Origin of the sequence: Methylobacterium bullatum (assembly GCF_014845095.1) — a bacterium.
Classification (GTDB): Bacteria; Pseudomonadota; Alphaproteobacteria; order Rhizobiales; family Beijerinckiaceae; genus Methylobacterium; species Methylobacterium bullatum.
The window spans coordinates 22,681-47,235 of record NZ_NKUG01000093.1 but is presented as its reverse complement, the minus strand read 5'-3'; the positions used below and the strand labels follow the sequence as shown (position 1 = coordinate 47,235).

22 protein-coding genes, 1 tRNA gene and 1 riboswitch are annotated in these 24,555 nt (G+C 66.4%); of the genes, 7 read left to right on the top strand and 16 right to left on the bottom strand.

All coding sequences use genetic code 11. The features are described 5' to 3' along the window. Positions 1–197 precede the first annotated feature (197 nt). A complete protein-coding gene (locus MBTS_RS14310) occupies positions 198–1,748 on the top strand; it encodes a peptidoglycan L,D-endopeptidase MepK (RefSeq protein WP_192215910.1) in 1,551 nt (516 codons plus the stop codon). A 110-nt stretch (positions 1,749–1,858) separates the two neighbouring features. Next, positions 1,859–2,012: riboswitch (Fluoride riboswitch) on the top strand. A 24-nt stretch (positions 2,013–2,036) separates the two neighbouring features. Further along, the gene (locus tag MBTS_RS14305) at positions 2,037–3,377 is read left to right on the top strand and encodes a voltage-gated chloride channel family protein (RefSeq protein ID WP_192215907.1); all 1,341 of its coding nucleotides are present in this window, start codon (positions 2,037–2,039) and stop codon (positions 3,375–3,377) included. A 37-nt stretch (positions 3,378–3,414) separates the two neighbouring features. Here MBTS_RS14305 and MBTS_RS14300 read toward each other — a convergent pair whose 3' ends face one another. From MBTS_RS14300 to MBTS_RS14275, 6 genes are all read right to left on the bottom strand, one after another. After that, a complete protein-coding gene (locus MBTS_RS14300; RefSeq protein ID WP_018044353.1) occupies positions 3,415–3,669 on the bottom strand; it encodes a hypothetical protein in 255 nt (84 codons plus the stop codon). 234 nt (positions 3,670–3,903) lie between these two features. Further along, on the bottom strand, positions 3,904–5,226 hold the full coding sequence (locus tag MBTS_RS14295) for an ATP-binding protein (RefSeq protein WP_192215906.1): 1,323 nt from the start codon (positions 5,224–5,226) through the stop codon (positions 3,904–3,906). After that, positions 5,223–5,969, bottom strand: coding sequence for a response regulator transcription factor (locus MBTS_RS14290; RefSeq protein ID WP_192215905.1), 747 nt, complete (start codon positions 5,967–5,969; stop codon positions 5,223–5,225). The genes MBTS_RS14295 and MBTS_RS14290 overlap by 4 nt, the downstream gene beginning before the upstream one ends. 58 nt (positions 5,970–6,027) lie before the next feature. After that, positions 6,028–6,294, bottom strand: coding sequence for a DUF2312 domain-containing protein (locus tag MBTS_RS14285; RefSeq protein ID WP_018044356.1), 267 nt, complete (start codon positions 6,292–6,294; stop codon positions 6,028–6,030). A gap of 82 nt (positions 6,295–6,376) precedes the next feature. Further along, positions 6,377–6,685, bottom strand: a complete 309-nt coding sequence (locus MBTS_RS14280; RefSeq protein WP_192215904.1) for a DUF1244 domain-containing protein — start codon at positions 6,683–6,685, stop codon at positions 6,377–6,379. Positions 6,686–7,381: 696 nt separating this feature from the next. Beyond that, a complete protein-coding gene (locus MBTS_RS14275) occupies positions 7,382–8,125 on the bottom strand; it encodes a DUF2259 domain-containing protein (protein ID WP_147830380.1) in 744 nt (247 codons plus the stop codon). 324 nt (positions 8,126–8,449) lie between these two features. Between MBTS_RS14275 and MBTS_RS14270 the strand changes: the two genes are divergently transcribed. Further along, positions 8,450–8,722, top strand: a complete 273-nt coding sequence (locus MBTS_RS14270) for a hypothetical protein (RefSeq protein ID WP_147830378.1) — start codon at positions 8,450–8,452, stop codon at positions 8,720–8,722. A gap of 84 nt (positions 8,723–8,806) precedes the next feature. On the opposite strand, the gene MBTS_RS14265 is transcribed toward MBTS_RS14270, so the two are convergent. After that, positions 8,807–9,553 carry an N-formylglutamate amidohydrolase gene (locus MBTS_RS14265; protein WP_147830376.1) on the bottom strand — a complete coding sequence of 249 codons (747 nt, stop codon included), beginning with the start codon at positions 9,551–9,553 and terminating at the stop codon, positions 8,807–8,809. 205 nt (positions 9,554–9,758) lie between these two features. Between MBTS_RS14265 and MBTS_RS14260 the strand changes: the two genes are divergently transcribed. Next, positions 9,759–11,087 carry a glycerate kinase type-2 family protein gene (locus tag MBTS_RS14260; protein ID WP_056145088.1) on the top strand — a complete coding sequence of 443 codons (1,329 nt, stop codon included), beginning with the start codon at positions 9,759–9,761 and terminating at the stop codon, positions 11,085–11,087. Between the two features lie 124 nt (positions 11,088–11,211). After that, a complete protein-coding gene (locus MBTS_RS14255; protein ID WP_238253751.1) occupies positions 11,212–11,559 on the top strand; it encodes a DUF1036 domain-containing protein in 348 nt (115 codons plus the stop codon). Here MBTS_RS14255 and MBTS_RS24125 read toward each other — a convergent pair. Beyond that, complete coding sequence (locus MBTS_RS24125) at positions 11,528–13,021, bottom strand: glycosyltransferase family 61 protein (RefSeq protein WP_147830374.1); 1,494 nt, start codon at positions 13,019–13,021, stop codon at positions 11,528–11,530. The genes MBTS_RS14255 and MBTS_RS24125 overlap by 32 nt on opposite strands. A gap of 558 nt (positions 13,022–13,579) precedes the next feature. Between MBTS_RS24125 and pyk the strand changes: the two genes are divergently transcribed. After that, entirely contained in the window at positions 13,580–15,016 is a 1,437-nt protein-coding gene (pyk, locus tag MBTS_RS14245) for a pyruvate kinase (RefSeq protein WP_018044365.1), read from the top strand. A gap of 5 nt (positions 15,017–15,021) precedes the next feature. Here the strand turns inward: pyk and MBTS_RS14240 are convergent, their stop codons facing one another. From MBTS_RS14240 to MBTS_RS14220, 5 genes are all read right to left on the bottom strand, one after another. Then, positions 15,022–16,038 (bottom strand): alpha/beta fold hydrolase, encoded by a 1,017-nt coding sequence (locus MBTS_RS14240; RefSeq protein WP_147830372.1) that lies wholly within the window; start codon positions 16,036–16,038, stop codon positions 15,022–15,024. A gap of 6 nt (positions 16,039–16,044) precedes the next feature. Beyond that, a complete protein-coding gene (locus tag MBTS_RS14235; RefSeq protein WP_147830370.1) occupies positions 16,045–16,689 on the bottom strand; it encodes a tetratricopeptide repeat protein in 645 nt (214 codons plus the stop codon). 84 nt (positions 16,690–16,773) lie between these two features. Continuing rightward, the gene (ykgO, locus tag MBTS_RS14230) at positions 16,774–16,899 is read right to left on the bottom strand and encodes a type B 50S ribosomal protein L36 (RefSeq protein ID WP_003601867.1); all 126 of its coding nucleotides are present in this window, start codon (positions 16,897–16,899) and stop codon (positions 16,774–16,776) included. A 231-nt stretch (positions 16,900–17,130) separates the two neighbouring features. Continuing rightward, complete coding sequence (locus MBTS_RS14225; protein WP_018044368.1) at positions 17,131–18,474, bottom strand: HlyD family type I secretion periplasmic adaptor subunit; 1,344 nt, start codon at positions 18,472–18,474, stop codon at positions 17,131–17,133. Continuing rightward, positions 18,474–20,156, bottom strand: coding sequence for a type I secretion system permease/ATPase (locus MBTS_RS14220; protein WP_238253750.1), 1,683 nt, complete (start codon positions 20,154–20,156; stop codon positions 18,474–18,476). Before MBTS_RS14220 ends, MBTS_RS14225 begins: the two co-directional genes overlap by 1 nt. Positions 20,157–20,650: 494 nt before the next feature. Between MBTS_RS14220 and MBTS_RS14215 the strand changes: the two genes are divergently transcribed. Continuing rightward, complete coding sequence (locus tag MBTS_RS14215; RefSeq protein ID WP_147830368.1) at positions 20,651–21,064, top strand: PilZ domain-containing protein; 414 nt, start codon at positions 20,651–20,653, stop codon at positions 21,062–21,064. A gap of 30 nt (positions 21,065–21,094) precedes the next feature. Here MBTS_RS14215 and MBTS_RS14210 read toward each other — a convergent pair whose 3' ends face one another. The 3 genes from MBTS_RS14210 to MBTS_RS14200 all read right to left on the bottom strand — a co-directional run bounded on the left by MBTS_RS14210 (position 21,095) and on the right by MBTS_RS14200 (position 24,255). Continuing rightward, positions 21,095–22,330, bottom strand: a complete 1,236-nt coding sequence (locus tag MBTS_RS14210) for a DUF1501 domain-containing protein (protein ID WP_018044371.1) — start codon at positions 22,328–22,330, stop codon at positions 21,095–21,097. A 126-nt stretch (positions 22,331–22,456) separates the two neighbouring features. Continuing rightward, the gene (locus tag MBTS_RS14205; protein ID WP_244973563.1) at positions 22,457–23,878 is read right to left on the bottom strand and encodes a DUF1800 domain-containing protein; all 1,422 of its coding nucleotides are present in this window, start codon (positions 23,876–23,878) and stop codon (positions 22,457–22,459) included. 302 nt (positions 23,879–24,180) lie between these two features. Then, positions 24,181–24,255, bottom strand: a tRNA-Val gene (locus tag MBTS_RS14200). Positions 24,256–24,555: the final 300 nt, after the last annotated feature.

Below are 24,555 nucleotides of genomic sequence, written 5' to 3'. Positions count from 1 at the left end.
GTCACGCGGCGAGGAATGTGCGCCGCCGCTCTTGTCGATGCTGAATCATGGCGGCGGGCCGGCACGATTTCGCCACGGTTCAAACCTAGCCGTTGTGTCGACCGGCGAATGGCTGAGGATCCGAGAACCTTTCGTTTACGGTTTTCGGTAACCTTGCGTTCACCATGATCCACGCGCCAACGCGTGGTCTGGCAGAGGTGAGGACGATCGTGGGCATTCCGCTGCGTGAAGAGGCCCAGCCGGCCGACCGATCCACCCAGCCGATCTCTCGCCTTCGGGGCTATCTCCGCCACGCCTTCTCCCATCGCCGCCTGCGCCGTTCGATCGTCGCGGCGTCGGGCATCGCCCTGGCGCTAGGCGTGGGCACGCGAGGGACGCAGGATGCGGTCGCCAACGGCGATACCCGCACTCTCTCGATCTACCATACCCATACGAAAGAGAGCGCCACGATCACGTTCAAGCGTGACGGGCGCTACGACCGGGCGGCGTTGGAACAGCTCAACTGGATGCTGCGCGACTGGCGCTTGGACGAGCCCACCAAGATGGATCCCCGCCTGTTCGACACCGTGTGGGAGGCCTACCGGTCTGTGGGCTCGCAGGAGCCGATCACCGTGGTCTCGGCCTATCGGTCGCCGGGTACCAACGCCATGCTGCGCCGCCGGTCGCGTGCGGTGGCCGAGTTCAGCCAGCACATGCTCGGCAAGGCGATGGATTTCTACCTGCCGGATGTCTCCATCGACCAGCTGCGTGCCGTCGGCATGCGGATGCAGCGCGGCGGTGTCGGCTGGTATCCCCATGCCGGCTCGCCCTTCGTCCATCTCGACGTCGGCTCCGTCCGCTCCTGGCCGCGCATGAGCCACGACCAGCTGGCCCGGCTGTTTCCCGATGGCAAGACCGTGCATCTGCCCGCCGACAACCGCCCCCTGCCCGGCTACGAACTCGCCCGCGCGGAGGTGCTCGCCCGTGGCGGCACCGTGCTCGGCGTGACCCAGGTCGCGACGGTGGAGGAGGATGACGGCCCGAGCATCAAGGGCTTCTTCGCCAGCCTCTTCGGCGGCGGCGCGAAGGCGCCCGCCGCTCAGCCGGAAGCTCCGGCCCGTGCCCGGGCAAAGCCCACCGTTCTCGTGGCCAGCGCCGATCCGGACGACGGGGCCGGCACCCGCGAGGCCCTGGCCTATGCCGCGCCGGCCGCCTCCGATGCCCTCAAGGGCGCTCTCCTGCGCCGTGACGGACGCGATGCCCAGAGCCTCCTGACCCAGGACGTCTCCAAGGTTCAGGACGTCTCCAAGCCGGCGGTCCCCGCCGAGGCGGAATCGAGTTCGATCGACGTGCCGCTGCCGCCGCGCCGGCCATCGGAATTCGCCGCCGTCTCCGCCGCCCTCACCATGCCTCTGCCGCCGCCGCGTCCCGCCATTCAGGTGGCGAGTCTCTCTCCCACCGGGATGGCCTCGCCGCCCGTCACTGCGGCGCCCACCCGCTTCGCCCGGCCCGTCGCCGCCGATGCCGATGCCCGCACGCAGCTGCGCGCCCTGTTCGAGGTGGCCGCCGCGGAGACCGCGCCGGCCAGCCGCGCCTCTCCCGTTCACGTCGCCCCGGCCCGCGCCCGCGCCGATGCCGCGCCGGCCGGCTTCGTCGCCCAGGCGGAGAGCGGCGTGCGCAGCCGGTTCTCGGGACGCAGCCCCGGCGACGACCTCACAGCCGCGCGCTTCACCGGCTCGTCCACCCGCGCGGTGGCTGCCGGGCGCTGAACCTCGCTAACCTGATCGCCTCCGACTTGGGTCGGGGCCGACGCCCGGGCGGCGGCGATGGGGTGCGCAGAGGGCGGAACAGGCTTGACGCGTTGCCCGCCACGGGACACGAAGTCTGCGGCAATGGATTCTGCCGGGCATGAAGAGTGCCTCACACAACTCCCGATCACGGTCGGTTCTCCCTCGGAGTACGATGGCGTAGCGGGAGTTTGGTGAGAGACACTCAGCCGAACCGCCATAAGGGCTGATGATTCCTACCCTTTTGCCATGCAGCAAGACGGTGGAACCATGCCTGTCTCCTTCAAGAACCGGATCGCCGATCTGAAGCGCGCCACGATGGTCCGCGTGGCCTGGGCGATCGCGTTCGCCCGCTGGGCGGTGATCCTCGTGCCGATGGCGGTCGTGGTGGGCTCCCTCTGCGCGGCCTTTCTCTGGTGCCTGGACGTCGCCACGAGCGCCCGGTTCACGCATCCCTGGCTGCTGTTCCTGCTGCCTGTGGGGGGCTTTGCCATCGGCCTGCTCTACCACCGCGTCGGGCGCGGCGTGGAGGGCGGCAACAACCTCGTGGTCGATCAGATCCACGAGCCCGGTGGCGGCGTTCCCCTGCGCATGGCGCCGCTGATCGTCCTCGGGACCGTCGTGACCCATCTCTTCGGCGGGTCCGCCGGCCGGGAAGGCACGGCGGTGCAACTCGGCGCCAGCCTCGCCAGCGCCATCGGGCGCCTGGCCAGGCTCGATCCGGCGGGCACGCGCATCGTGCTGATGGCGGGCGTGGCGGCAGGGTTCGGGGCGGTGTTCGGCACCCCCATCGCCGGGGCCGTCTTCGCCCTCGAAGTCCTGGCCATCGGCCGGGTGGAATATGCCGCTCTGATCCCCTGCCTGCTCGCGGCAGTCATCGGCGACTGGGCCTGCCAGGCCTGGGGCATCCACCATTCGCTGTTCCGCATCGCCTATCTGGCGGATGCGACCGGCCCCATCGCCCTGGATCCGATTCTACTGGCGAAAGTCGCCGTCGCGGGTGTCGCCTTCGGGCTCGTGGCCCTCGTCTTCGCCGAGGCCAACCACATCCTCGGCGGGTGGTTGAAGCGCCTGATTCCCTACGCGCCCCTGCGCCCGGTCCTCGGCGGCCTGGCGGTGATCGGCCTCGTCTACGCGGTCGGCACCCGTGACTATCTCGGCCTCGGCGTCACCGTGGCCAATGCGGGAGGCTTGAGCATCGCAAGCTTCTTCGGCCCGGAGGTCCATCCCTGGTCCTGGGCCTGGAAGATCCTTTTCACCGTCGTCACCCTGGCTTCGGGCTTCAAGGGCGGCGAGGTGACGCCGCTGTTCTTCATCGGCGCCGCCCTCGGCAATGCCCTTGGCGGAGTGATGGGGGCGCCCCTCGACCTGATGGCGGCGCTGGGCTTCGTGGCGGTTTTCGCGGGCGCCGCCAACACGCCGCTCGCCTGCACGCTGATGGGGATCGAGCTGTTCGGGGCCACGCACGGCGTCGCCATGGCGGTCGCGTGCTTCGCCGCCTATGCCTGTTCGGGCCATCACGGCATCTACCTGTCGCAGCGCATCGCCGTCTCGAAGGGCGGCGCCGTCGAGCCCGGCTCCACCCTGCGCGAGGCGCGCACCCGGCGTTGAAGCGGCGGGAGGCGGCCACGCACCTCCCGCCCGATCGTCACTTCTTGTCGTGGCTGTGGCCGTGGGCGTGGCCATCCTTGTCGGAATGCAGCGGCTTCCCGTCACGTCCGACCTCCTTGGATTCCTGAACGCGCGGGTCGTCGCGATGGGCCGGGCCGCCCGACACGGTCCCGGTGTTCGGGACCGAGACGGAGGGGTTGCTGGCATTGCCGTGCCCGTCGATGGCCAAGGCCGGAACCGCGAGGCCGAAGAGGATGCCGGTGGCGGCGAGGCTGCGTGCGAAGCGTGTCATGGTCGGTGTCTCCGTGGTTGCGCGGCTGCTCCGCCGCGTCGATCCAGGAGATGGAAAAGCCGTTTGACGCCCGCACGCCGCCTTCGTGACGAAGTGTGTCATACCGGACCTCAATGAGCCTGACTCATCGAGGTCTGCCCGCGCGACGGCGCGGCGGCGGTCGTCCGCCGGACCTCACTGACCCTGACCTATGGGGCAGGGTCAGTGAGACTTGGTATCAGGTGAGCCCTGGACCTACACGCGCGGCAGGATCAGCTCGGCCCGCAACCCGCCCTCGGCCCGATTGGTCAGGGTGAGACTGCCGCCCTCGGCCTGGATCGCGCGCCGGGCGATGGTGAGGCCCAGACCGGTACCGCCGGTATGGCGATTGCGCGAGGCCTCCAGGCGCGTGAACGGCGCGAACGCGCTCTCCACCTCCTCTGGCGCAATACCGGGGCCGTCATCCTCGATCCTCAGGACGACCGCGTCCTCGCCGACTTCCAGGATCATGGCGGCTCGTTCGCCATAGCGCACGGCATTGTCGACGAGGTTCTCCAGGCCCCGCCGCAGGGCGACGGGTCGAACCTCCGACAGTGCCCTGCCGGGCCCGTCATACGTCACGGGCCGGCCGGCATCGGCGGCGGCATTGGCGACGCTCATCACGAGGCTCGCCACGTTGGTGATCCGGCGTGGCTCCGGGTCCGTATCGCCGCGCAGATAAGCCAGCGTCGAGTCGATCATGGCCTGCATCTCGTCGAGATCGCCGGACATGGCCTGTCCCTCCTTGGCGTCGGCCAGGCGCTCGATGCGCAGGCGCAGCCGGGCGATGGGCGTGCGCAGATCGTGGGAGACGGCCGCGAGTGCCTGAGTCCGCTCGGAGACCAGTCCGTGAATGCGGTGCTGCATGGCATTGAGCGCGCGGGCGATCCCTCGGGTTTCGTCCGGGCCGGCCTCGGGCACGGCGACCACGGGGCCGTTGCCGATCGCTTCCGTGGCTCGGGTGAGGCTGCGCAAGGGCTTGGCGATCCGATGCACCAGGAGTACGGCGGCGAGGCCGACGAGGATCGCCACCGCCGTCGAGACGAAAGCCCAGGCTCCCAGGCGGGCGAGGTTCGGAGCATGGGCGGAACGGAAGGTCAGCGTGCCGCCATCGGGCAGCGAGAGCGCCCCGCTCAGATCCTGCGCGTGCAGCGCATCCTCCCCCTCCCCCATGGCGAGGACGAGCCCGGGGCCGAGGCTCGGCTGGAGGGCGAGGATGCGGGATCTGAGCGACCAGAGGATGGGATCGTCACGCTCCCGCGGGCGGATCGGCGGGGCCTTCGACCACCCGATCTCGAAATGTGGCGAGGACAGTGCCCTCGCCTCCGTGTCGCGCTCCATCACCGGCCGCCGGATCAGGCCCTCCCGCGCCAGAGCCAGCTGAGTGGCGAGTTGCTGCGCGAAGGCCTCGTCGGCGGCCGCGACCGCCGATTGGCGATAGAGCAGCAATGCCCCGGCATGGACGACGACGATGGCCACGAGCAGTACGGCCATGGTGCGCGCTTCGAGGCTTCGCGCGAGGGCGAGCAGCCGCCTCACGTCCGCTCGACCGTCGCGCTGAAGATGTAGCCGGAGCCACGGACCGTCTTGATGATCGCGGTGTGGCCGTCCGGCGGCTCCAGCTTTCGCCGAAGTCGGCTCACCAGGGTGTCGACGCTGCGGTCCGAGGGTGAGCCGAGGCGGGCGCGGGACAGTTCCAGGATCTGCTCGCGGCCGAGGACGCGGTTCGGATGGTCGAGGAACACCAGGAGCAGGTCGTATTCCGCCCCGGACAGGTCGACGCCCGCGCCCTCGGGGTCGCGGAGCGAGCGGCTGCGCAGGTCGAGACGCCAGCCGTCGAAGGCCACGCTCTCGCTCCGGGACGCATCCGGCGCGGTCGCGGCGATGGCGGAGCGCCGGAGAACCGCGCGGATCCGGGCGAGCAGTTCCGGCCGTCCGAACGGCTTGGCCACATAATCGTCCGCCCCGAATTCGAGGCCGAGCACGCGATCCGCCTCCTCGTTGCGGGCGCTGACCATGATGACCGGAACCGTGCTCTTCGCGCGCAGGCTCCGCAGGAGATCGATGCCGGAGGCGCCGGGCAGCATCACGTCGAGGAGGACGAGATCGATGCCGCCCTCCGGCAGGAGCCGCCACATCTCCCCGCCGTTGCGGCAACCGGTGACGCGGTAGCCGTTTTCCCGCAGCAGGCGGGTGACGAGCATCCGCATGCCGTCGTCATCCTCCACGAGGAGGATGTGTGCCGTGCCGGCAAGCGAGGGCGTGTCGAGGAGCTGAGGCATCGTCGCTATCGCCCTGCCCGATGCGCGAAAGGATGGGCCGGCACGCCGCGATGTCGGCCTACACCATGCCGAGGGCCTGCATGTAGAGCTCCAGGATCGCCTCTTCCTCCTGGCGCTCGGCATGGTCCTTCTTGCGCAGGGAGATGATCTTGCGCAGGGCCTTCACGTCGAAGCCGGTGCCCTTGGCCTCGGCATAGACGTCCTTGATGTCGCCGGCGAGGCCGGCCTTCTCCTCCTCCAGGCGTTCGATGCGCTCGATGAAGCTCTTGAGCTGGTCGGCGGCAACCGAGGAGGCATCGACGGCGGGTGCGGCGGAAGCGGCCATGAGCGTCTCAATTCCTGATCTGACGCGCATCGGGTGGGATGCGCCGGAGGAGGCTGGTTAAGCGATCACGCTTACCGGAAGCTTAGTGCGGCTCGGCTTGGGCCTTCGAGAAGGCCGCCTGCTGCTCGGACGTGGCCTCGGCCTGGTTGAGCCGCTTCCATTCCTCATAGGGCATTCCGTAGACGCGCTCGCGGGTCTCGTCCTTGGTGAGGCCGAGGCCGCGCTCGTCGGCGGCGTCCTTCATCCAGTTCGACAGACAGTTCCGGCAGAAGCCGGCCATGTTCATGAGGTCGATGTTCTGGACGTCGCTGCGCGTCTGCAGATGCGCCACGAGGCGGCGGAACACCGCGGCTTCCAATTCCGTCCGGGTGGCGCTGTCGATCTCGGTCATGGCTGTTTCCTCATCCTCGGGCTCGCGGCCAGTCACCGCTTTCGCGCGAGGATATACCATCGCTCCCGCGCGGTCCCGTTTTCGGGCGCATGGCTTTCGGGGGCATGGCGATCCCGGCGCTCCTGCGCGCGCATGACCTCCCGCGGAAATGCGGGTTCATGCGGGAGGCGCCGGACACTTCGCTTGGGATCGCGAATAACGCGGCCCCCTAAGTAGTCACCTCGTTCCCGAGCGGCCAACGGCCTGTCCAGCGCCAGGACTAATGTCCGTAGCTCTTCGGGTGGGTTCATATTCCGCTGAGCCTGCAGCGTCCCTTGGGGATCTTGCCGTCCGGGTCTCGGCTCCGGTGGTCGATCGGGATGAGGAGTTACGGGAACTGTCAGAACGGTTGCGAAACCGGAGGGGCCGACCGTCGCTCCGTGCGGAAGGCCATTCAAAATTGGTGCGGGGCGCGGTTGATCCGGCATGGGTGTCAACGGGCCGGCGCGGCGGAACTGTCGCTGGCAGCGCGGCGTCAGCCACGACAGCCTATAAAGCCATTCTGGAAGCCGCACCGAACGTCGCGCGCACCGGAGAAGTAGAAGCCGTGCACGCGGATGTTCTGGTCAAGCTCGCAATCCTCAACCCCAAAACATAGTGTTGCAGGCTGATTGCCCGGCGCGGCGCAAACCCGAGCGATCTCGTCAGGCGTGAGGGCTAACTGCCAATTGGAACAGCGATGAAACGCCTGTCCGGACCCTCAAAGCCCATCGAATAGACCGAGACGATGGCGACCATACCTGGCGTCATGTCGGGTGCAAAGGAGACGAGACCATCGTACTGTCTGACCACTGCATAAAGCCGATAGCCCCGCGGGCAGCCACGGCTCTCCGGCACGGCGGTATCGCGATAAACCTCGCGAGCTTTTCCATTGACGGTCAAGGTAAGGGCAAAGCCCGATACATACTCCTCGCCCAGGGCCGCGCATTTTGGCGGGGCAATACCGTCCTCGATTGTTGACAGCACCAGCTCATAGTCCTGATCGGGATCCGCCATGCCGTCACCAGGGCGGCCGAAGCGCAACTTGCGCATATCGGTGTTCAGTGCACCATCGGCATTGAGGGCAGCGATATCTACCGGTTCACCAATGTCCAGCTTGTCGAGTATGGGCTTGGCCTTGGCCCGTACGCCGGCCACCGCCGAGGCGATGCTGCCGGTCTCGTTCTCGATTACCTGACGGAAGGGGGTGCCCTCGACCCGGCTCTTGGTGTTGAGGTCGAGAACGTACAGATTGGCATACGCAAAGCCAGAACCGTCCTGGATGCCGAATTCCTCGTAGGCGAAATAAGAGCCGGTGTTGGAATAGCCGATGAAGCCGATCCCGGCGCGGTCTCCGGCTGAGGCCGGCAAGGCCAGCAACATCAGCAAAACGGCCGTAAGCTTGCAGATATTGAATATCAATTCTCTGCTCTCCTAAGTCCCGGCGTCGGCAACCTGTTGACAAGGCCGAAAACCGGCAAGCGACTACCACGAAGTGATGTCGAGTCGCCATTCGTCTCGATGACAGCAATCACATTATGCCACTTGATCTCGGTGATGGCTGCTCCTCGCTCTCTTGCGTCTAACGCATCATGAGGCCTCAAATCAGCGCTCGCCCGGCGTCTCGCGCATGCAGGTGCCAAACCGCACGACGTTGCGGCAGGGTTCGTCCTACATCGGGGCTACACAAGAACTCACGGCCCACCGCCCTCTGACGGAGACCGCGACATTCAATAGGATCCAGTCATGAACACCCGTTTCGCTTCCGCCGTTGCCGCTTTTGCTTTGAGCCTCGGCGCCGTTGCTTCGCCTGCGCTCGCTCAGAGCTATAACGCGCCCGCCGGTATCTCTGCCTACGCGGCCCCCGGCAGTGCAGGCCGTCAGGTCGTCGCCGATGACGATTTGACCACCGGGTCGGTCGTCAGCCGCCGCAGCGTCGATTCCGCCCGCGAAGGCAACGCCGAGCAGAACAGCTTCCCGGTCTGGCAGTACGGCCGCACCTCCGGCGGCCCCCGCTAAACACAGTCTGCTCAAATGACGAAAGCGGCGGGGCGTGAGCCCCGCCGCTTTCGTATGTGCTCTCTGTTCATCACCGAATGACGGTCAGCCGGCTTTCGGCATCAGCGGTCGGAGGAGCTTGGCGAAACGCGCCGCCCATTCGATCTGGCCCGGCTCCAGGGCGATGAGATCCTGCCGGATCTCCACGAGGGCGTTGGGAAGGCCGCGCGCGATGGCGTGGCGATCGATCGTGTCGCCCGGCAGACCGCCGCCATAGGGCTCGTTGTCGCCCACCGTCAGCCCGGCCGGGTCGGCGCGCAGGCCGGCGATGAGGGGCGCACTCATCCGGTCGTCCCCGTCCCACAGGATGCCCACATGCCAGGGCCGCATATAGCCGCGCCACGAGGCCGTGAAACTGTGCATCGTGACGATGGAAGGCGGCACGCCTACCTCCGTGGCCCGCGCGACGGCCGCATCCACCGCCTCGTCGAACGGCACGTAGAAGCGCCGGATGCGCTCGTCCTTGCCGGCTTCGTCGATGCGGGCGTTGCCCGGCACCACCGCACCATCCGACAGGCGCATGACCAGCGTCGGGTCCTCGCGCCCCCGGTTGGGGTCGATGACGAGGCGCGAGAACCGCGTGAGGATGGCCGGCACGCCGAGATGTGCCGCAAGCCGCCGCGTCACGTCCGCCGCGCCGATATCGTAGGCGATGTGGCGCGCGAATTCCCGTTCCGGAACGCCGAGCTGCGCCAGATCCTCCGGTACGTGATTCGAAGCGTGCTCGCAGATGAGGAGGAGCCCGGATGCGGGATCGCCTGGGATCGTCTCGACGGGATGCGGCGGAAACATGAGGTGGTCACGGTCCTTCAGGGCCGATTGGGGGAAAATCCCCCTGGGCAGGCAGGAAACACGCCGCCGGTCGCGTCATCGCGCGCTTGCCGAGGCGGCAGGGCTCGGGCACAGCACGTATAGGCGATCGCGCCGCCACGGCAATAATCCGGCGGACAAGCAATCCGGCCCGCGCGATCGGACCTTGATGAGACACGGACACGCCATGACCGCGCCTTCACACGCCTCGCCCGCTTCCCCCCCTTCGTCCCACGATGCCGCTCGCGGCCTGCTTCTCGGTTTCCTCGACGAGGCGATCGCCGCCGCGCATCCCTCCCGCTGCCTGGTGCCGCACCTGCCCGCGCCGGGGCCCGGCCGGCTGATCATCCTCGGTGCCGGCAAGGCCGGCGGCAGCATGGCCGCCGTGGCGAGCCGGTTCTACCGGGAGCAGCACGGTGTCGACGAGAGCCGCATCGTCGGCCTGGCGGTGGCCCGCCACGGCTACGGCGAGGATGCCCCGATGATCCGCATGGTCGAGGCCGGGCACCCGGTGCCGGACCAGGCCGGCATCGACGCCACCATCGACGCCCTGAAGATCGCGGCCGATGCCGGTCCGGAGGACGACGTGCTGGTGCTGCTCTCGGGCGGCGGTTCGGCCAACTGGATCGCGCCCGCCGGCGACCTCACCCTCACCGAGAAACAGGCGGTGACCAAGGCGCTGCTGCGCTCGGGCGCGCCGATCAACGAGATCAACGCGGTGCGCAAGCACCTCTCCCGGATCAAGGGCGGACGTCTGGCCATGATGGCCCGCAACGCCCGCTCGATCCTGACGCTGGCCATCTCCGACGTGCCGCACGACGACCCAGCGGTGATCGCCTCAGGCCCGACCGTGCCCGATCCCTCGACGCTCGCCGACGCCCGCGAGATCTGCGAGCGCCGCAACATTCCCCTGCCAGAGACCGCCAAGGCCCTCCTCAACGATCCGGCCAACGAGACCCCGAAGGCGGGCGACCCCTCCTTCGCCCGGGCCGAGTACCGCATCATCGCCCGTCCCATCGACGCCCTGAACGCGGCGTCGGAGGCGGCCAAGCGCGCCGGCTACGAGGTCGTGATGCTCGGCCCCGACGTCGAGGGCGAGGCCCGCGAGGTCGCGGCGGAACACGCCGCCCTCGCCAAGGAGATGAAGGCGGCCGGCCGCAAGGTGGCGATCATTTCCGGCGGCGAACTCACCGTGACCATCGTCGGCGAGGGCCATGGCGGCCCGAACCAAGAATACGCCCTCGCCCTCGCGATCGGCCTCGATGGCGAATCGGGCATCCTCGGCATTGCCGCCGATACCGACGGCACCGACGGCGGACGCGGCGAGGCCACCGATCCGGCCGGGGGGCTCGTCGACCCGACGACGCTGGAGCGCGCCCGCGCCGCCGGCCTCGATCCGGCTGCGATGCTCGCGGACAATGATTCGACGAAGTTCTTCGCCACGATCGGCGATCTCGTCCAGCCGGGTCCCACGCGCACCAATGTCAACGATTGCCGCATCATCCTCGTCGGTTAACGGCGTGAGCCGTCGCCGTACGACCCCCTCCCCGCTGCGCGTGGGGAGGGGGAAGGTTCTCTGGCTCGCCTCTCCGCTGGCCGCCCTCTTCCTCACCGCCTCGCCCGCCCGGGCCGATCTGCGGATGTGCAACCAGACCGCAAGCAAGGTCGGCATCTCGCTGGGATATCGCGATACGCAGGGCTGGGTGACGGAAGGGTGGTGGGACGTGGCGCCCAAAGGGTGTGAAACCCTGCTGCGCGGCGCTCTCGCCGCGCGGTTCTATTACGTCTACGCGGTGGACTATACCCGCGGTGGCGAGTGGAACGGCCGCTCGCTCATGTGCACCCGCGACACCGAATTCACGATTCGCGGCGTCGAGGATTGTCTCGCGCGAGGCTACGACCGCAACGGCTTCTACGAGGTCGATACCGGCGAGCAGAAGAGCTGGACGATCCAGCTCACCGACCCGAGCCAGCCGGGGGCGCCTTGAGAGTCTTCTTGAGGAAAGTCGTGAAGGCCGGCAAATCGACTGTCCATGCATCGAAGCCAGGATGCTGGGGTTCGAGCCACGCAGAATATCGATGGCCCTTGACGATTGAAAGGCGAGCGTAATTGAAACGCAGCTGGTACGTCCCATCCATGATCGGAAGGATTTCGATCACTTGAAGGCCGGGTTTCGCGACAATGATGTGAGATAGTCCAGCCCCGTGAGGGGACATGATGACCGAAGCATGCCGGGCGATAGCAAATTGGTGCCAAAGAGGGATCTTTGAGAACTCCATCACGGTGAATCCGAGCTTTCTCGCTACGGCTTCCACATCGACTTCATTCTTCATCACACGCCGGGCGGCGTCTCTTCGTGTCACATAGACACGATCTGGCAGTTCAGCGTTGTTGCTTGCGGCCAAGGTGCTCGCGCGTTCACCAAGTTCTTCGTAGATGCTATCCAGATGGCGCCATCCTGACATACCACGGAAACCGACCCGCGCGACCAACAGGCGTTCGACGAAGACCGATCTGTCGAGCTTTTGAACTGGTTTTCCGAGATCGAGCATCTCAAGAGTATCTTGCTCGAAGCCGGACCGCGCAGCATTGAGGAGGATTTTGCATCCCTCGTTTTCAATCAAACCACTGCTCTGGATCCATGCTAGTCTTGGAAGATAATCAATGAGCCAATGATAAATTCCGCGGCTTCCACGATTGAGACCAAGCGCGAGCGGTATGGTCTCCGTCTGGGTCCTGTCGGTTACATCGAGGGGGAACCCCTTCGAGACGACGATCGCTCTATTCTCGGTCCAAATTTGCCCGGATGGATGGGTGAAAACGTTCCTGTACTCGGAAACTATAGGTTTGAGGGGGCGCGCAATGAGCTTGTTAAAGACTGCAACTTCGCGCTTCAAGCCCTTGAGATGATGCGTGGCAGTGTTGGGCGAAGCAACGAGCTTGACGCTGCCGAAAACTTCCTGAACAGGCTGAGGGGCAAAAATCAGTTCGGATATAGTTGGTTTTATCGATGATCCGCCTCCACTCACCTTTGCGACCAGATCGAGTAGCTCGCGTTTGAGCTTGGCGTCGCGCAGGTGCTTAAAAACGAGGCCAGTCGACTTGAGGAAGCGTGTCGTATCGTGAAGGGATAGCGTGTCTATGAGTAGGCGGGCCGCCAGATGTGCGCGCTTGTTAACAGCAAGTTGCCGCGCAGTCGCAAACTTTACCGCTTGCGGAAGCGCTGCGCTGGGGAGATCCTTTAAAATGCAGCCGATGACATCGTCGTCGGCAAGGATGAAAGCAGCCTGCAAGCGTTGAAGAAGCAGCTGCGGTTGTTGCGTAATGAGCTCAGGGTCGTCAGTAATCGCTATTACCTGGTCCCAGCGATTGGCTGCTGCCTCATCGCGGCAGGTCTTTACTGCTTTTCGTGCGCGGCTAACAGGTGTAGAAGGGGCGCCAAATAGCACTGATCACTAATCCTGTTGTTGATCGAAAATTTGGCCGAGCAGATTCAGGATTTTCCCGCCTCTGATGTGCGGCTAGAAATACGCTTCTGCTTACGCTCCGCCTTCCGAGCCTCAATGTGAGAGTCCTTTCGCGCCTTGATGCGGGCCTGGCGCTTCATTTCGGCTTTTTCCGAACGAGGAGGGGCATGCTGTTCGTTCATCCAACTCACTCCTATCTAATCTCGACACAAACCAGGCGTGGCGTCCAGCATAGCACGTGCGGGGTACAGCATGCCGGACAAGTCTGTAAACCCGGACACCTTCACGAAGCAGGTGATTTTGGGTTGGCAAGGTTCGAGCGTGTAGCCCATGATCCCGCGTATAGTCTCGCAGTCCGCGAAGCTGGCGAACGTGCCCTTCACTCAGATTGCTCCATAGGCGGCAACCGCCCCCTCGGTGGGGCCTGAGAGAACAAGTCTCAGCAGCTTGACGTGTAAGCCGTCGCAGTGCTTCTGGCCCCCTACCCCCAATCGGTCGTTCGAACCCGACGGGTATCCTCAAAAAAACTTGGAGACCGGAGTGAAACGCTCGCGCCGCACGAAGATCATCGCCACCCTCGGTCCGGCTTCCGACACGCCGGAGATGATCGAGAAGCTGTTCCGCGCCGGTGCGGACGTGTTCCGGCTCAATATGAGCCACCTTCCGCGCGAGAAATTGCCGGAGAAGATCGAGGTGATCCGTACCATCGAGCGCGAGTTGCGCCGGCCGATCGCGGTCCTGGTGGATCTCCAGGGTCCGAAATTGCGGGTCGCCGCCTTCGCCGAGGGCGGCGCCATCCTCGAGAACGGCGCCTCGTTCGTGCTCGATTCGGATCCGACGCCGGGCGACATCCATCGTGTCTACCTGCCGCATCCCGAGATTCTCTCCGCGCTGGAACCGGGCCACGTCGTCATCATCGATGACGGGAAGTTGCGCCTGGTCGTGACCGAGGTCTCCGAGGGACGCGCGGTGACCGAGGTCGTCATCGGGGGCAGGATTTCCAACCGCAAGGGCGTGTCCCTGCCCGACACCGTGATCCCGGTGGCGGCGATGACCGAGAAGGATCGCGGCGATCTCGAAGCCGGGCTCAATGCCGGGGCGGACTGGATCGCGGTCTCCTTCGTTCAGCGTCCCGAGGACGTGGCCGAGGTGAAGAAGGTCGCCGCCGGCCGCGCCCTGGTCATGGCCAAGATCGAGAAGCCGCAGGCCCTCACCCGCCTCGACGAGATCATCGAGATCTCCGACGGGATCATGGTGGCGCGCGGCGATCTCGGCGTGGAGATGCCGCTGGAGCAGGTGCCGGGCGTGCAGAAACGGATCACGCGCGGTGCGCGGCGCCTCGGCAAGCCCGTCGTCGTCGCGACGCAGATGCTCGAATCGATGATCACGGCACCGGTGCCGACGCGCGCCGAGGTCTCGGACGTGGCGACCGCCGTCTACGAGGGTGCCGATGCGGTGATGCTGTCGGCCGAGAGCGCGTCCGGCGCCTTCCCGATCGAGGCGATCTCGATGATGAGCCGCATCGCCGAGCAGGTGGAGCGTGACGCCCTCTACTGGACGATCCTCACGGCGCAGCGTTCGGAGCCCGACGCCACCGCATCGGACGCCATCGCGGCGGCCGCCCATCAGATGGTCGACGCCCTCAACCTCACCGCCATCATGGCCTGGACGCATTCGGGATCGACGGCCCTGCGTCTCGCCCGCTCGCGGCCCAACGCCACGATCATCGCGCTGACGCCGAAGCGCGAGACCGCCCGGCGACTGGCCATGTGCTGGGGCACGCACCCGATCGTGACCAACGATGCCAGCGACGTGGACGACATGGCCTTCCGCGCGGCGAAATTCGCCGTGCGCGAGCGCTTCGCCGAGATCGGCGACCGGGTCATCGTGGTGGCCGGCGTGCCGTTCGGGACACCGGGCGCCACCAACCTCGTGCGGATCGCCTTCGTCACCCGCGATCACGCCGCGAGAGCCTGATCGGATCAGCGCGCGACGGGCTGCTCATGTCTCGTCGCGCCGATCCGGGTGGCGAGCCCTTCGACCGCATCCACGAGGGCGTCCGTCGCCATGTATGGCACCATGTGCCCGATGCCCGGCAGGAGAACGAGCCGGGCGCCGGGGATGAGTTTGGCGAGGGGGGCGGCATGGCGCGTCGCCGGAACGGCGGCATCCGCATCGCCGGAGACGATCACTGTCGGAACGGCGATCTCACCGTAGCGTGGAGCCTGGGCCGCCAAGGCGGAGGGCAGGCCGATCAGGTCTTCGAGATTCGCGAGCATCGTCGCGGGGCGCAGCACCAGGGCTGAGCGGCTCCGCTCGAGATAGTCCGCGGGGAGTTCCTGCGGCCGGAAGGCCGCACGGCCTGCGCGTTCCAGATAGTAGAGGCCGATCGGTGTCGCGACGGTGCGGCTGAGCAGCCATGCGACCGGAGGCTTCAGGGCGAGACGGTAGTACCACGGCAGAGGCGCCATGGCCGGAAACGGCATCGCCACAGGCGCCACCAGGACGAGACCCGAGACGACTTCGGGATGGTCGAGGGCGATGGCGGTGGCCAGGGCGCCGGACCAGGAATGGCCGAGCAGGACCACCGGGCCGGTCCCCATGCGCTCGACCGCCTGTGCGATCGCATGGCCCTGCACCGCGGGGCTTCCCCCATCACGGCCGCCGAGGCGGTCGCTCCAGCCGTATCCGGGCCTGTCGAAGGCAATGACGCGAAAGCCGTCCTGGGCGAGCCTGCGGCCGACGCCTTCCATCGGGTCGGCCGCGTTGGCGGAGGCTCCGTGAAGAAGCACGACGGTCCCCTTCGACGACGTCGTCGGGCCGGCCTGGATGGTGGCGAGCCGCCCGCCATCCACCTCGATGAAAGGCCCCTGCGGCGGAAACCGGGCGCCGACCCGCAAGGTGACGATCAGGGTGACGAGGGCTCCGCCCGCGAGAACGCTGACGATCACCCCGAGCATCGCGCCCGCGATCAGGCCGAGCCAGTGGAGGAGAACCATGTCCGGTTACAGGTCCCGGCCGTCGATCTCAGGGACAAGCCGGTCGATGGCGCTCTGGAGCTTCTCCATGCGCGGATATATGGCGGCGGCGCGGCGGAAAGCGTCCAGGGCGCGACGCTTGTCGTCCATGGACAGATAGATCCGCCCCAGCGCAGCCCAGGCCTCGTAATGCCGTGGTTCCAGCACCAGCGTCCGCTGCAGGTCGGCCACGGCGTTGGTCTGGTCGGTGAGAAGCCAGAACACCGTGGCCCGCCGGTTCCAGCCCTCGGCCCATTGCGGCTCGAGGGTGGTAGCGCGGTCCATCAACTCGACGGCGAGGGCATAGTCGCGGCCCGACATCGCCTGACGGGCACGTTCCGTGAGAAGGTCGGCGGTGGCGCTGCCGGAGCGCCCGAGGCGCTGCTCGATCAGGCGGGAGATGCCTTTGGCCTCCGCATCGTCCTCGGACGCCTTCAGCCTCGCATAGAGATCCTCGAGGCTCGGCGCCTGCACTTTCTTGGGTGCATCCTTGCCGTTTTCCTCGCCTTGTCCGGTCTCACGGCCCTGGCTCTGTGGCGGCAGAGCGTCGGCTGACGACACCCCAAACGAAAAGACCGCCGCGCTCAGGAGCGCAGCGTTGAACAGAATGCCAAAATGCCGGGACAGCGTCATGAAAGCGAGCTTCCTCGCCCTTCACGCCGCCGTCAACAGGCCGGCTTGACGCGGCTGCCCCGAATTGCCGGGCAGCCCGCAGCCTCAGCCCTGACGGGCCTTGAAGCGCTTCTGCGTCTTGTTGATGACGTAGACGCGGCCCTTGCGGCGCACGAGCTGGTTGTCGCGGTGACGGCCACGGAGGGACTTGAGGGAGTTGCGAATCTTCATCGGTCTCACGTCGGCCGGGTTTGAGCCCGCCGCCTGTCCATAGGGTCTCGGGAACGAGGCACCTCGGTAAGGCGTCCTCGGCGATGGCAGTTCACGCATCGCGGAAAGGCGGTTGCCATATCAGGCTTGAGCGCCTGAAGGCAAGGTGCAACCGACCTGCCGGGGATGCGGATTCTTCAAACTTTCGCCCCGGCGCACGGCCGGGGCCTTCTCGTCCGCCGTTGGACGCCCTCAGCGCTCGCGCCAGGCCTTGGCGATCTGGTCCGTCAGGGGCTTCGTCAGGTAGGAGATGACCGAGCGGTCCCCGAGTTGCATGAAGGCCTCCACGGGCATGCCGGGCACGAGTTGGACCTTGCCGAGGCGCTCCACCTGATCCTCCGTCATGCGGATGCGCGCGGTGTAGTAGGTCATGCCGCTCTTCGGGTCCTGCGAGACGTCGGCCGAAACCCGGCTCACGATTCCGTCGATCTCGGGCGTCGTCCGCTGGTTGAAGGCCGGGAAACGTAGGACAGCGCGCTGATCGACGCGCACGTTGTCGATGTCCTGCGGCTGGATCCTGACCTCGACGATGAGCTTGTCGGCGTCGGGCACGATGAGCATCGCCGGCTCGCTGGGAACCACGAGACCGCCGATCGTATGCACCGTCAGCTGGTGGACCGTGCCGTTCTGGGGCGAGCGCATGTCGATACGCTTGAGCTGATCCTCGGCGGCGATTCGCTTCTCCACATATTCGGACCAGCGGCCACGGATCTCGGCGAGCTCCTTGCCGGTCTCGGTCCGCATGTCCTGGTCTATCTGGAAGATCTGCAGCTCGATCTCGGTGATCTTGCCCTTGGCGGATGCCGTGGAGGCGATGAGTTGCCCGCGCTCGCCCTGCAGCCGGGCGCCGTCCCGTTCCAGGGCGGTGACGCGGGAGAGCGGCACGAGGTTCTTGCCGTAGAGCTCGCGCACGCCCTTCAGCTCGGTTCCGATCAAGGCCGTTTCCCGCTCCTTGGCGGCGGCCTGTTCGGTGAGACCCTTGATCTCCTCGCCGAGCTGGGAGACGCGCTCGCGCAGCTGCGCCTTCTGGCCCTCGCGGCCGGCGACGCGGGCTTGGAACAGGCGGGTCTCGCTGTCGACCAGATGGGCGACGGACGGATCCTTCGCCTTGCGGGCTAGAAGGTCCGGCGGGAAGGTGATCTCGGACGCACCGTCGCGCTCGGCCTCGTCACGCGCCCGACGGGCGGCGAACTCATCGAGCGCCTTCAGGATGATGTCGAGATTGGCGCGGGTCTGGGTCTCGTCCAGGCGGATCAGGATGTCGCCGGCTTTCACCCGCGCGCCTTCCTTCACCCGCAACTCGCCGACGACGCCGCCGGTGGGGTGCTGCACCTTCTTCACGTCCGATTCGACCATGAGCTGGCCCGGCGCGATCACGGCACCCGAAATCATCGTGAAGGTGGCCCAGCCGCCGATTCCGATGACGAGGACGGCGCCGACTCCGATCGCGGCGGCGAGGTGACGGCGGATCGACCCGTTGGCGGTGGGCCGGATTTGAGCGGCGGGGAGCCCGGTGGGCGACAGTGCGATGGCCATCACGCGCTCTCCTGCAGGGTGGCGACGTTCGCGCCGGTACGTTGTGCGGCGACGGGCTCGGCGGCGGGAGCCGGAGTCGACCGGAGGACGCGCTTGAGCACCTCGTCCTTGGGGCCGAAGGCCTGGGCGCGCCCGTCGGCCATCATCAGGATCATGTCGACGGCGGCCAGAGCGCTGGGGCGGTGCGCCACGACGATGCAGATGCCGCCGCGCTGCCGCACCCCGACGATGGCCTGGGTCAGGGCGTTCTCGCCCTCCCCATCGAGATTCGAATTGGGTTCGTCGAGCACCACGAGGAAGGGGTCGCCATAGAGCGCCCTCGCCAGTCCGACCCGCTGGCGCTGCCCTGCCGACAGGCCCGCCCCGCCCTCGCCGATCCGGGTGTCGTAGCCTTCCGCCAGGCGCAAAATCATCTCATGGATACCCGCTGCCTTGGCGGCCGAGATGACCGCACCCGATTGGGCATTGGGATCGAACCGGGCGATGTTCTCGGCGATGGTGCCGGCAAACAACTCCACCTCCTGCGGCAGGAAGCCGATATGTGGCCCGAGATCGGCGCTCGACCATTGGTCGATGGCCGCGCCGTCGATCCTGACCTTGCCGCGCACGGGCGGCCAGACGCCGACGATGGCGCGGACGAGGCTCGACTTGCCCGAGGCGCTCGGGCCGATGATTCCGAGCCCCTGCCCCCGCTGCAGGGACAGGCTGACATCCTGCACGACGATGCGCTGGGTTCCCGGCGGTGCGAGGGTAACGTTTTCGGCCACGAGGCTCTGCGACGGAGCGGGCAGAGCATGGGGCTGTTCGACGGCGGGCAGGCGCGCGAACAACTCCGAGAGCCGTGCCCAGCTCTGGCGCGCCTGCACGAATCCCTTCCAGTTGGCGATGGCGAGTTCCGCCGGAGCCAGGGCGCGGGCGACGAGGATCGACGAGGCGATGATGACGCCCGCCGAGGCCAGGTTGTTGATGACGAGCCAGGCTCCGAGGGCGAGCACGCCCGATTGCAGTGCCATGCGGAACACTTTCGAGCCCGCTCCGAAACCGCCCGCGACGTCCGAGACGGCCATCTGAGACTGCATGTAATCGCGGTTGGCGCCGCCCCAGCGATCGGCGAAGCGTCCCTGCATCCCCATGGCGGCCAGCACCTCGGCGTTGCGGCGCCCGGCTTCCGCGAGGCCGTTGCGACGCATGCCGTGGGCGGTTGCGGTCTGGGTCGGGGCGCGGGTCGACCGATCCGTGGTCAGGGCCAGGACCGCTAGGACCGCCGCGCCGACGAGGGCCGCGATACCGATGAGCGGGTGGAACAGGAAGCAGATGAAGACATAGATCGGCATCCACGGCAGATCGAAGAAGGCCGAGGGCCCCGTGCCGCCGAGGAAGGCACGCAACTGGTCGAGGTCGCGCAGGGGCAGCAGCCCATCGCCCGGGGTCGCGCCCTTCAGGGGAGCCCGCACGACGATGTCGAACACTCGCGCCGAGAGGGCTTCGTCGAGCGAGGCGCCGACGCGCGCGAGGATCCGCGAGCGGATCGTCTCCAGGACGCCCTGAAATCCGTAAAGGACGAGAGCGAGGATCATGAGGCCGATAAGTGTCGGAACGCTCCGGCTCGGAATGACGCGGTCATAGACTTCGAGCATGAAAAATGAACCGGTCAGATACAGAATGTTCACCAACCCGCTCATCACGGCGACGCCGATGAACGCCGTTCGGCAACTTGCCAATGCCGAAATGATTTCGGCCGATTCCCGCCCCTTAGCCACTGCCGCCCCCGCCGTCGCGTTCGATTGTCAAGTTTAGTGTGAATGGTAGTCTGCGATACCGTTTGGGAACGGCGGCCCGACACTCGCCTCCTTTATAAGAAAAGCGTGAAGTCGAGAACTCGAAAACATGCTGCTGCGGTTGGATTATGGCCGTCTGTGTCCGGAGGGCCCATCTCTCGCGACATATGCCCCCGGCTCTCGCCGCCTCAGGGGGGGGGATGAACCGCTTCTTCCCCCCCGAGACGTGGCCTTCGTATTCGGAAGAGGAAACGATGCGGTCGGCACAGGTGAGTGGTCGACGACTTGCTAGCGCGTGTCGGCTGCTGAGCCCGTAAAGAAACCCCGAGCAAGCATGGTCCGTAAACGTTCTCGGCCTATGGTGGTTCGAGAAACGGTGAAGCGCCGGAGCGTCTTACGTGCGGTCGGACAAAGAAACGGAAACGTCTCCAGAGCCGGTATCACGGCGCGAGGACCGTAACTCGACGAACTGGATAGCCAACGTTCGGCTTCCCGATGGTCGGGAAATCCCATGCACCGTGAAGGACGTCTCGAAATCCGGCGCCAAGCTTGGTATTCCAGCCTACCACGCGCTGCCCGAGTCGTTCCTGCTCCGCATCATCGGCCGGGACTTCGTCTGCATGGTGAAGCTCGCCTGGAGGCGCGGCGACTATGTCGGCGTGAGGATCGAGCGCGTCGGCAAGGTGGCGCCACCGCGCGTCCGGGACGAGCCGCCGCAGCCGGTGGCGACCTCCTTGGACAAACCGGAGGCGATCGACGAACCGGGCGGCGTCGGTATTCCTTCGCGCAGACGGAAACCATCGTCCTTCTGACGCGGGATCGAAGTGGTCTCCGTGACCGCGTCAGGCCCGGATCAGGTCCCTCATGCCGGGCGCTTTCTCGCTGCCGGGGAAGACCTTCTCGGAAAGAACCTTCTCCTCGAAGCCGAACTGGTCGATCAGCAGGCCCTTCATCACGGCGCGCAGATCCATCGTCGGAGCGAGATCGCGGCCTTCGAACAGGGCGCTTTCCTTGAGGCTCGGCCAGTCGGCGATCACCCGCCCTCCCGCCACCGCTCCACCGACGAGGAAGGCGACCGTGGCCGTGCCGTGATCCGTGCCGGACGAGCCGTTCACATGCACCGTGCGGCCGAATTCGGTGACGATCAGCACCGATGTCTGGGCCCAGGAGGCACCGAGCCCCTCCTTGATCGCCGCCATGCCGGCATCGAGGGAAGCGAGGTTCTTGGCCAGGCGCCCTTCATAGGGGCCTTGCGAAGAGTGGGTGTCCCAGCCGTCGAAATTCATTACGGCGATGCGGGGGCCGGTCACCGGCGCCATGAGCGAGGCCGCGGCGCGGGCGGCCGAGGCGAAGCTGTTGGGGCCCTTCAACGGCTGCTTGCCCATCGCCGCCATGCTGGGATCCGAAGCGATGAAGTCGTCGACCTGCACGCCCTCCCTCAGAGCATTGGCCAGGGCCTGGTCCTTGTCGTCGTAGAGGGCCTGAAGCCGCATCAGCGTATCGGCCGAGGCGTAGGGCAGAGTCTGTGGCTGCCATGTCTCGACCTGGGCCGGACCGCGAAGGATCAGCGGTGTCGTTGCGCTCACGGAGAGAGCCTTGGCCGGCCTCAACTCGATGCCCTTGGCCTTGGGAATGAGCGAGAGCGCGCGGTTGAGCCAGCCGGTATCGACTCCGGTACTCGATCGCGTCATCCCGTTCTCGAGGACCTCCTGCGCGTCGAAATGCGAGCGGGCGCGGTAGGGGGTGGCGACGGCATGGAACAGCGTGGCCTCGCGCTTGGCATAGAGATCCGCCAGGTTCGGCATCGCCGGGTTGAGCGAGAACAGCGGGTCGAGCCGAAACGGCGTATGCGTCGGGGACAGCTTGAAGTCGGAGCGGATCGCCGCGAATTGCGGATCGCCCACCGGCATCACCGCCGAGAGGCCGTCGAGGCCGCCGCGCAGCACCACCACGAGGAAGCGCGGGTCGCGGCCGGAGGCGGCCCAGACCTTGGGCACATAGGGCCATGCGAAGAGGGCGCCGGCACCGAGCAGCAGGTTGCGGCGCGTGGGCAGGTGGGCGTGTTCCTGAGGGTTCATGGGGTCATCGCCTCTCGACCGGCTAAGCAGAGTTCGCAAAAGTGGTCATCGGTTTTGCGCCTTGAAACCTGCGACATTCCAAAGGCTTGAGCGAGGTGAAGCAGTGGCTCGCCAACGCGAACCCGCTCAGCGCCGCTGGAATTCCGGGCTCAGCATCAGCAGGGCCAAGGCCTGTTCGGAGCTTTCCCCCTGCCTGATCACGCGCCGTGTCTCGTCCGAGAAATAGCTGCCGATCCGGTCGTCCACGAGCTTGCGGATGTCCACGTGATCCGCGTTGAGCGTCGCGCATTGCTGCGCCCAGTCGATCCGGCTCTTGATACCGTCCGAGGTCACCCAGGCATCGTCCTCCTCGGCCCAACCCTTCGGGGACGGGGCCGCCAGGAACGGCTGGCCCATGGCGAGGAGCGAGGCCTTCGGAGACGGTCTGACCGGCGCTTGCCCGAGGAGGCGGCCGGTCGCGGCCAGGAACTCGAGCGGCGGGCGCAGCTTCACGGGGGCAGCGGCCCAGGCCTCGTCGCTCCGGATCAGGGCGGTGGTCACGGCCTTCAGATCGCCGTCGCTGTCCCTGAAGACTTTGGCGAGGCTGTTTTGCAGCGAGTCCGACACTTTTTCCGAGACGAAGGCGCGTGCCATCCGCCGCGTCACGTAGCGCGCCGTGGATGGGTGACGGGCGAGGTCGGTCAGGACGGCGAGGAATTCATCGGCTCCCGCCTCGGCGTAGCGCTTGCCGAGGATGGTCTTCGGCCCGGGCTGATGCTGGCGTTCGCGGAACACCACTTCGCCAAAAGTCTCGGATTGCGGCTTGAGATCCACGGTCCAGCCGGTGAGGACGGAGGCCAGGGCGGTGACGTCGGCCTGGCTGTAGCCACCGTCGACGCCGAGGGTGTGAAGTTCGAGCACTTCGCGCCCGAGATTCTCGTTGAGGCCGGATTTCTTGATACGACCGACCTTGGAATCGGGCCCGATGGACGATGCGTTGTCCAGATAATAGAGCATGGAGGCGTGCAGGATCGCCGCCTTGGCCATGTCGTGAAAGCGGCTGAGAATGAATGGCCGAATGGCTTCACGCTGGAACGAGCCTGCCGTCAGGCTGGATTTCCCCTTACCCGCGCCGACGGTGAAGTGGTTGCTCCAGTGCAGGAACAGCCGCTCGTGCAGGGGCGCCTTCGTCGCAGCCGCCAGTCTCAGCCAAGCGATCAACTCATCGGGGTTTTTCGTGGTCGGAGCCTGCGTGACTGCGGTCTCGGGCTCCATCATGCCGCCAGCCATCGACGGCTCGGTACCGGGCGCCATGGCCATGGCGCCGTCCTGTTTCACCTTGGCATTGCCGGACCCCGTATCCGCCATCGCCTCGCGACGTTGCCGCGCAATCTGACGGCGTTGCATCATCGCCTGCAACTGGTCGCTGCTGGACATCAGCTTGGCTTCGGGGACCGTCAGCGGCATGTCGAGCTGGGCACGGACGTAGCCGCGCGGATCGTCCACGGCGGATAGATCGATGGCGCCGCATCCGAGACCGAACCGTCCGACCGCATTCGAGAATGCCAAGTTTCGGCTCATCATCATCTCCGGCATCCGGGACCGCTGGCCGAGATGCCCGGCACCGAATGAAAGCGCTCGTCTTACACGATCTGTCTGAGGCGGTTCTGTGACCGGGCCTTCGGCTCACGCAAGCGTGACAGTGGCGGGCATCGGCCGATCGAACCACGACTACATCGGACCAGACTCGTCGACAGGATCCCGTGCAGGTTATGCCCAGTGCGTGAAAACCGGTCCGGGACCAGGCACGAACGAGAAAAGGCCCCGTTTCCGGGGCCTTTGTTCTCTCGACCATTCCACTGAAAGAGGAATGGTGGGCGCGACAGGGATCGAACCTGTGACCCCTACCATGTCAAGGTAGTGCTCTCCCGCTGAGCTACGCGCCCCGGCTGAAGCGTTTCCGCTGCAGCGAGGAGCGGCGTATAGCTTTGGGTCGGAACGGGCGTCAAGGGCCTTTCGTCCGGAAAGAGCGTGTTCCGGTAGCGCAAGCACGCTTTCTCCGATGGCGCCGCCTCCTCCCACGAGGCCTGGGACGCGGCTGTCATGTTGCGCTGCGGCGACAAGGGGTGGAGTAGACGGCAGGCTCGGCACGAGGTTGATTTTCACGGCCGGCTCAAGATTGGCTAGATACTTGATGGGTTATGATTTCGGCAGAAAATTAAACGATCATGTGGGCCATTTTTATT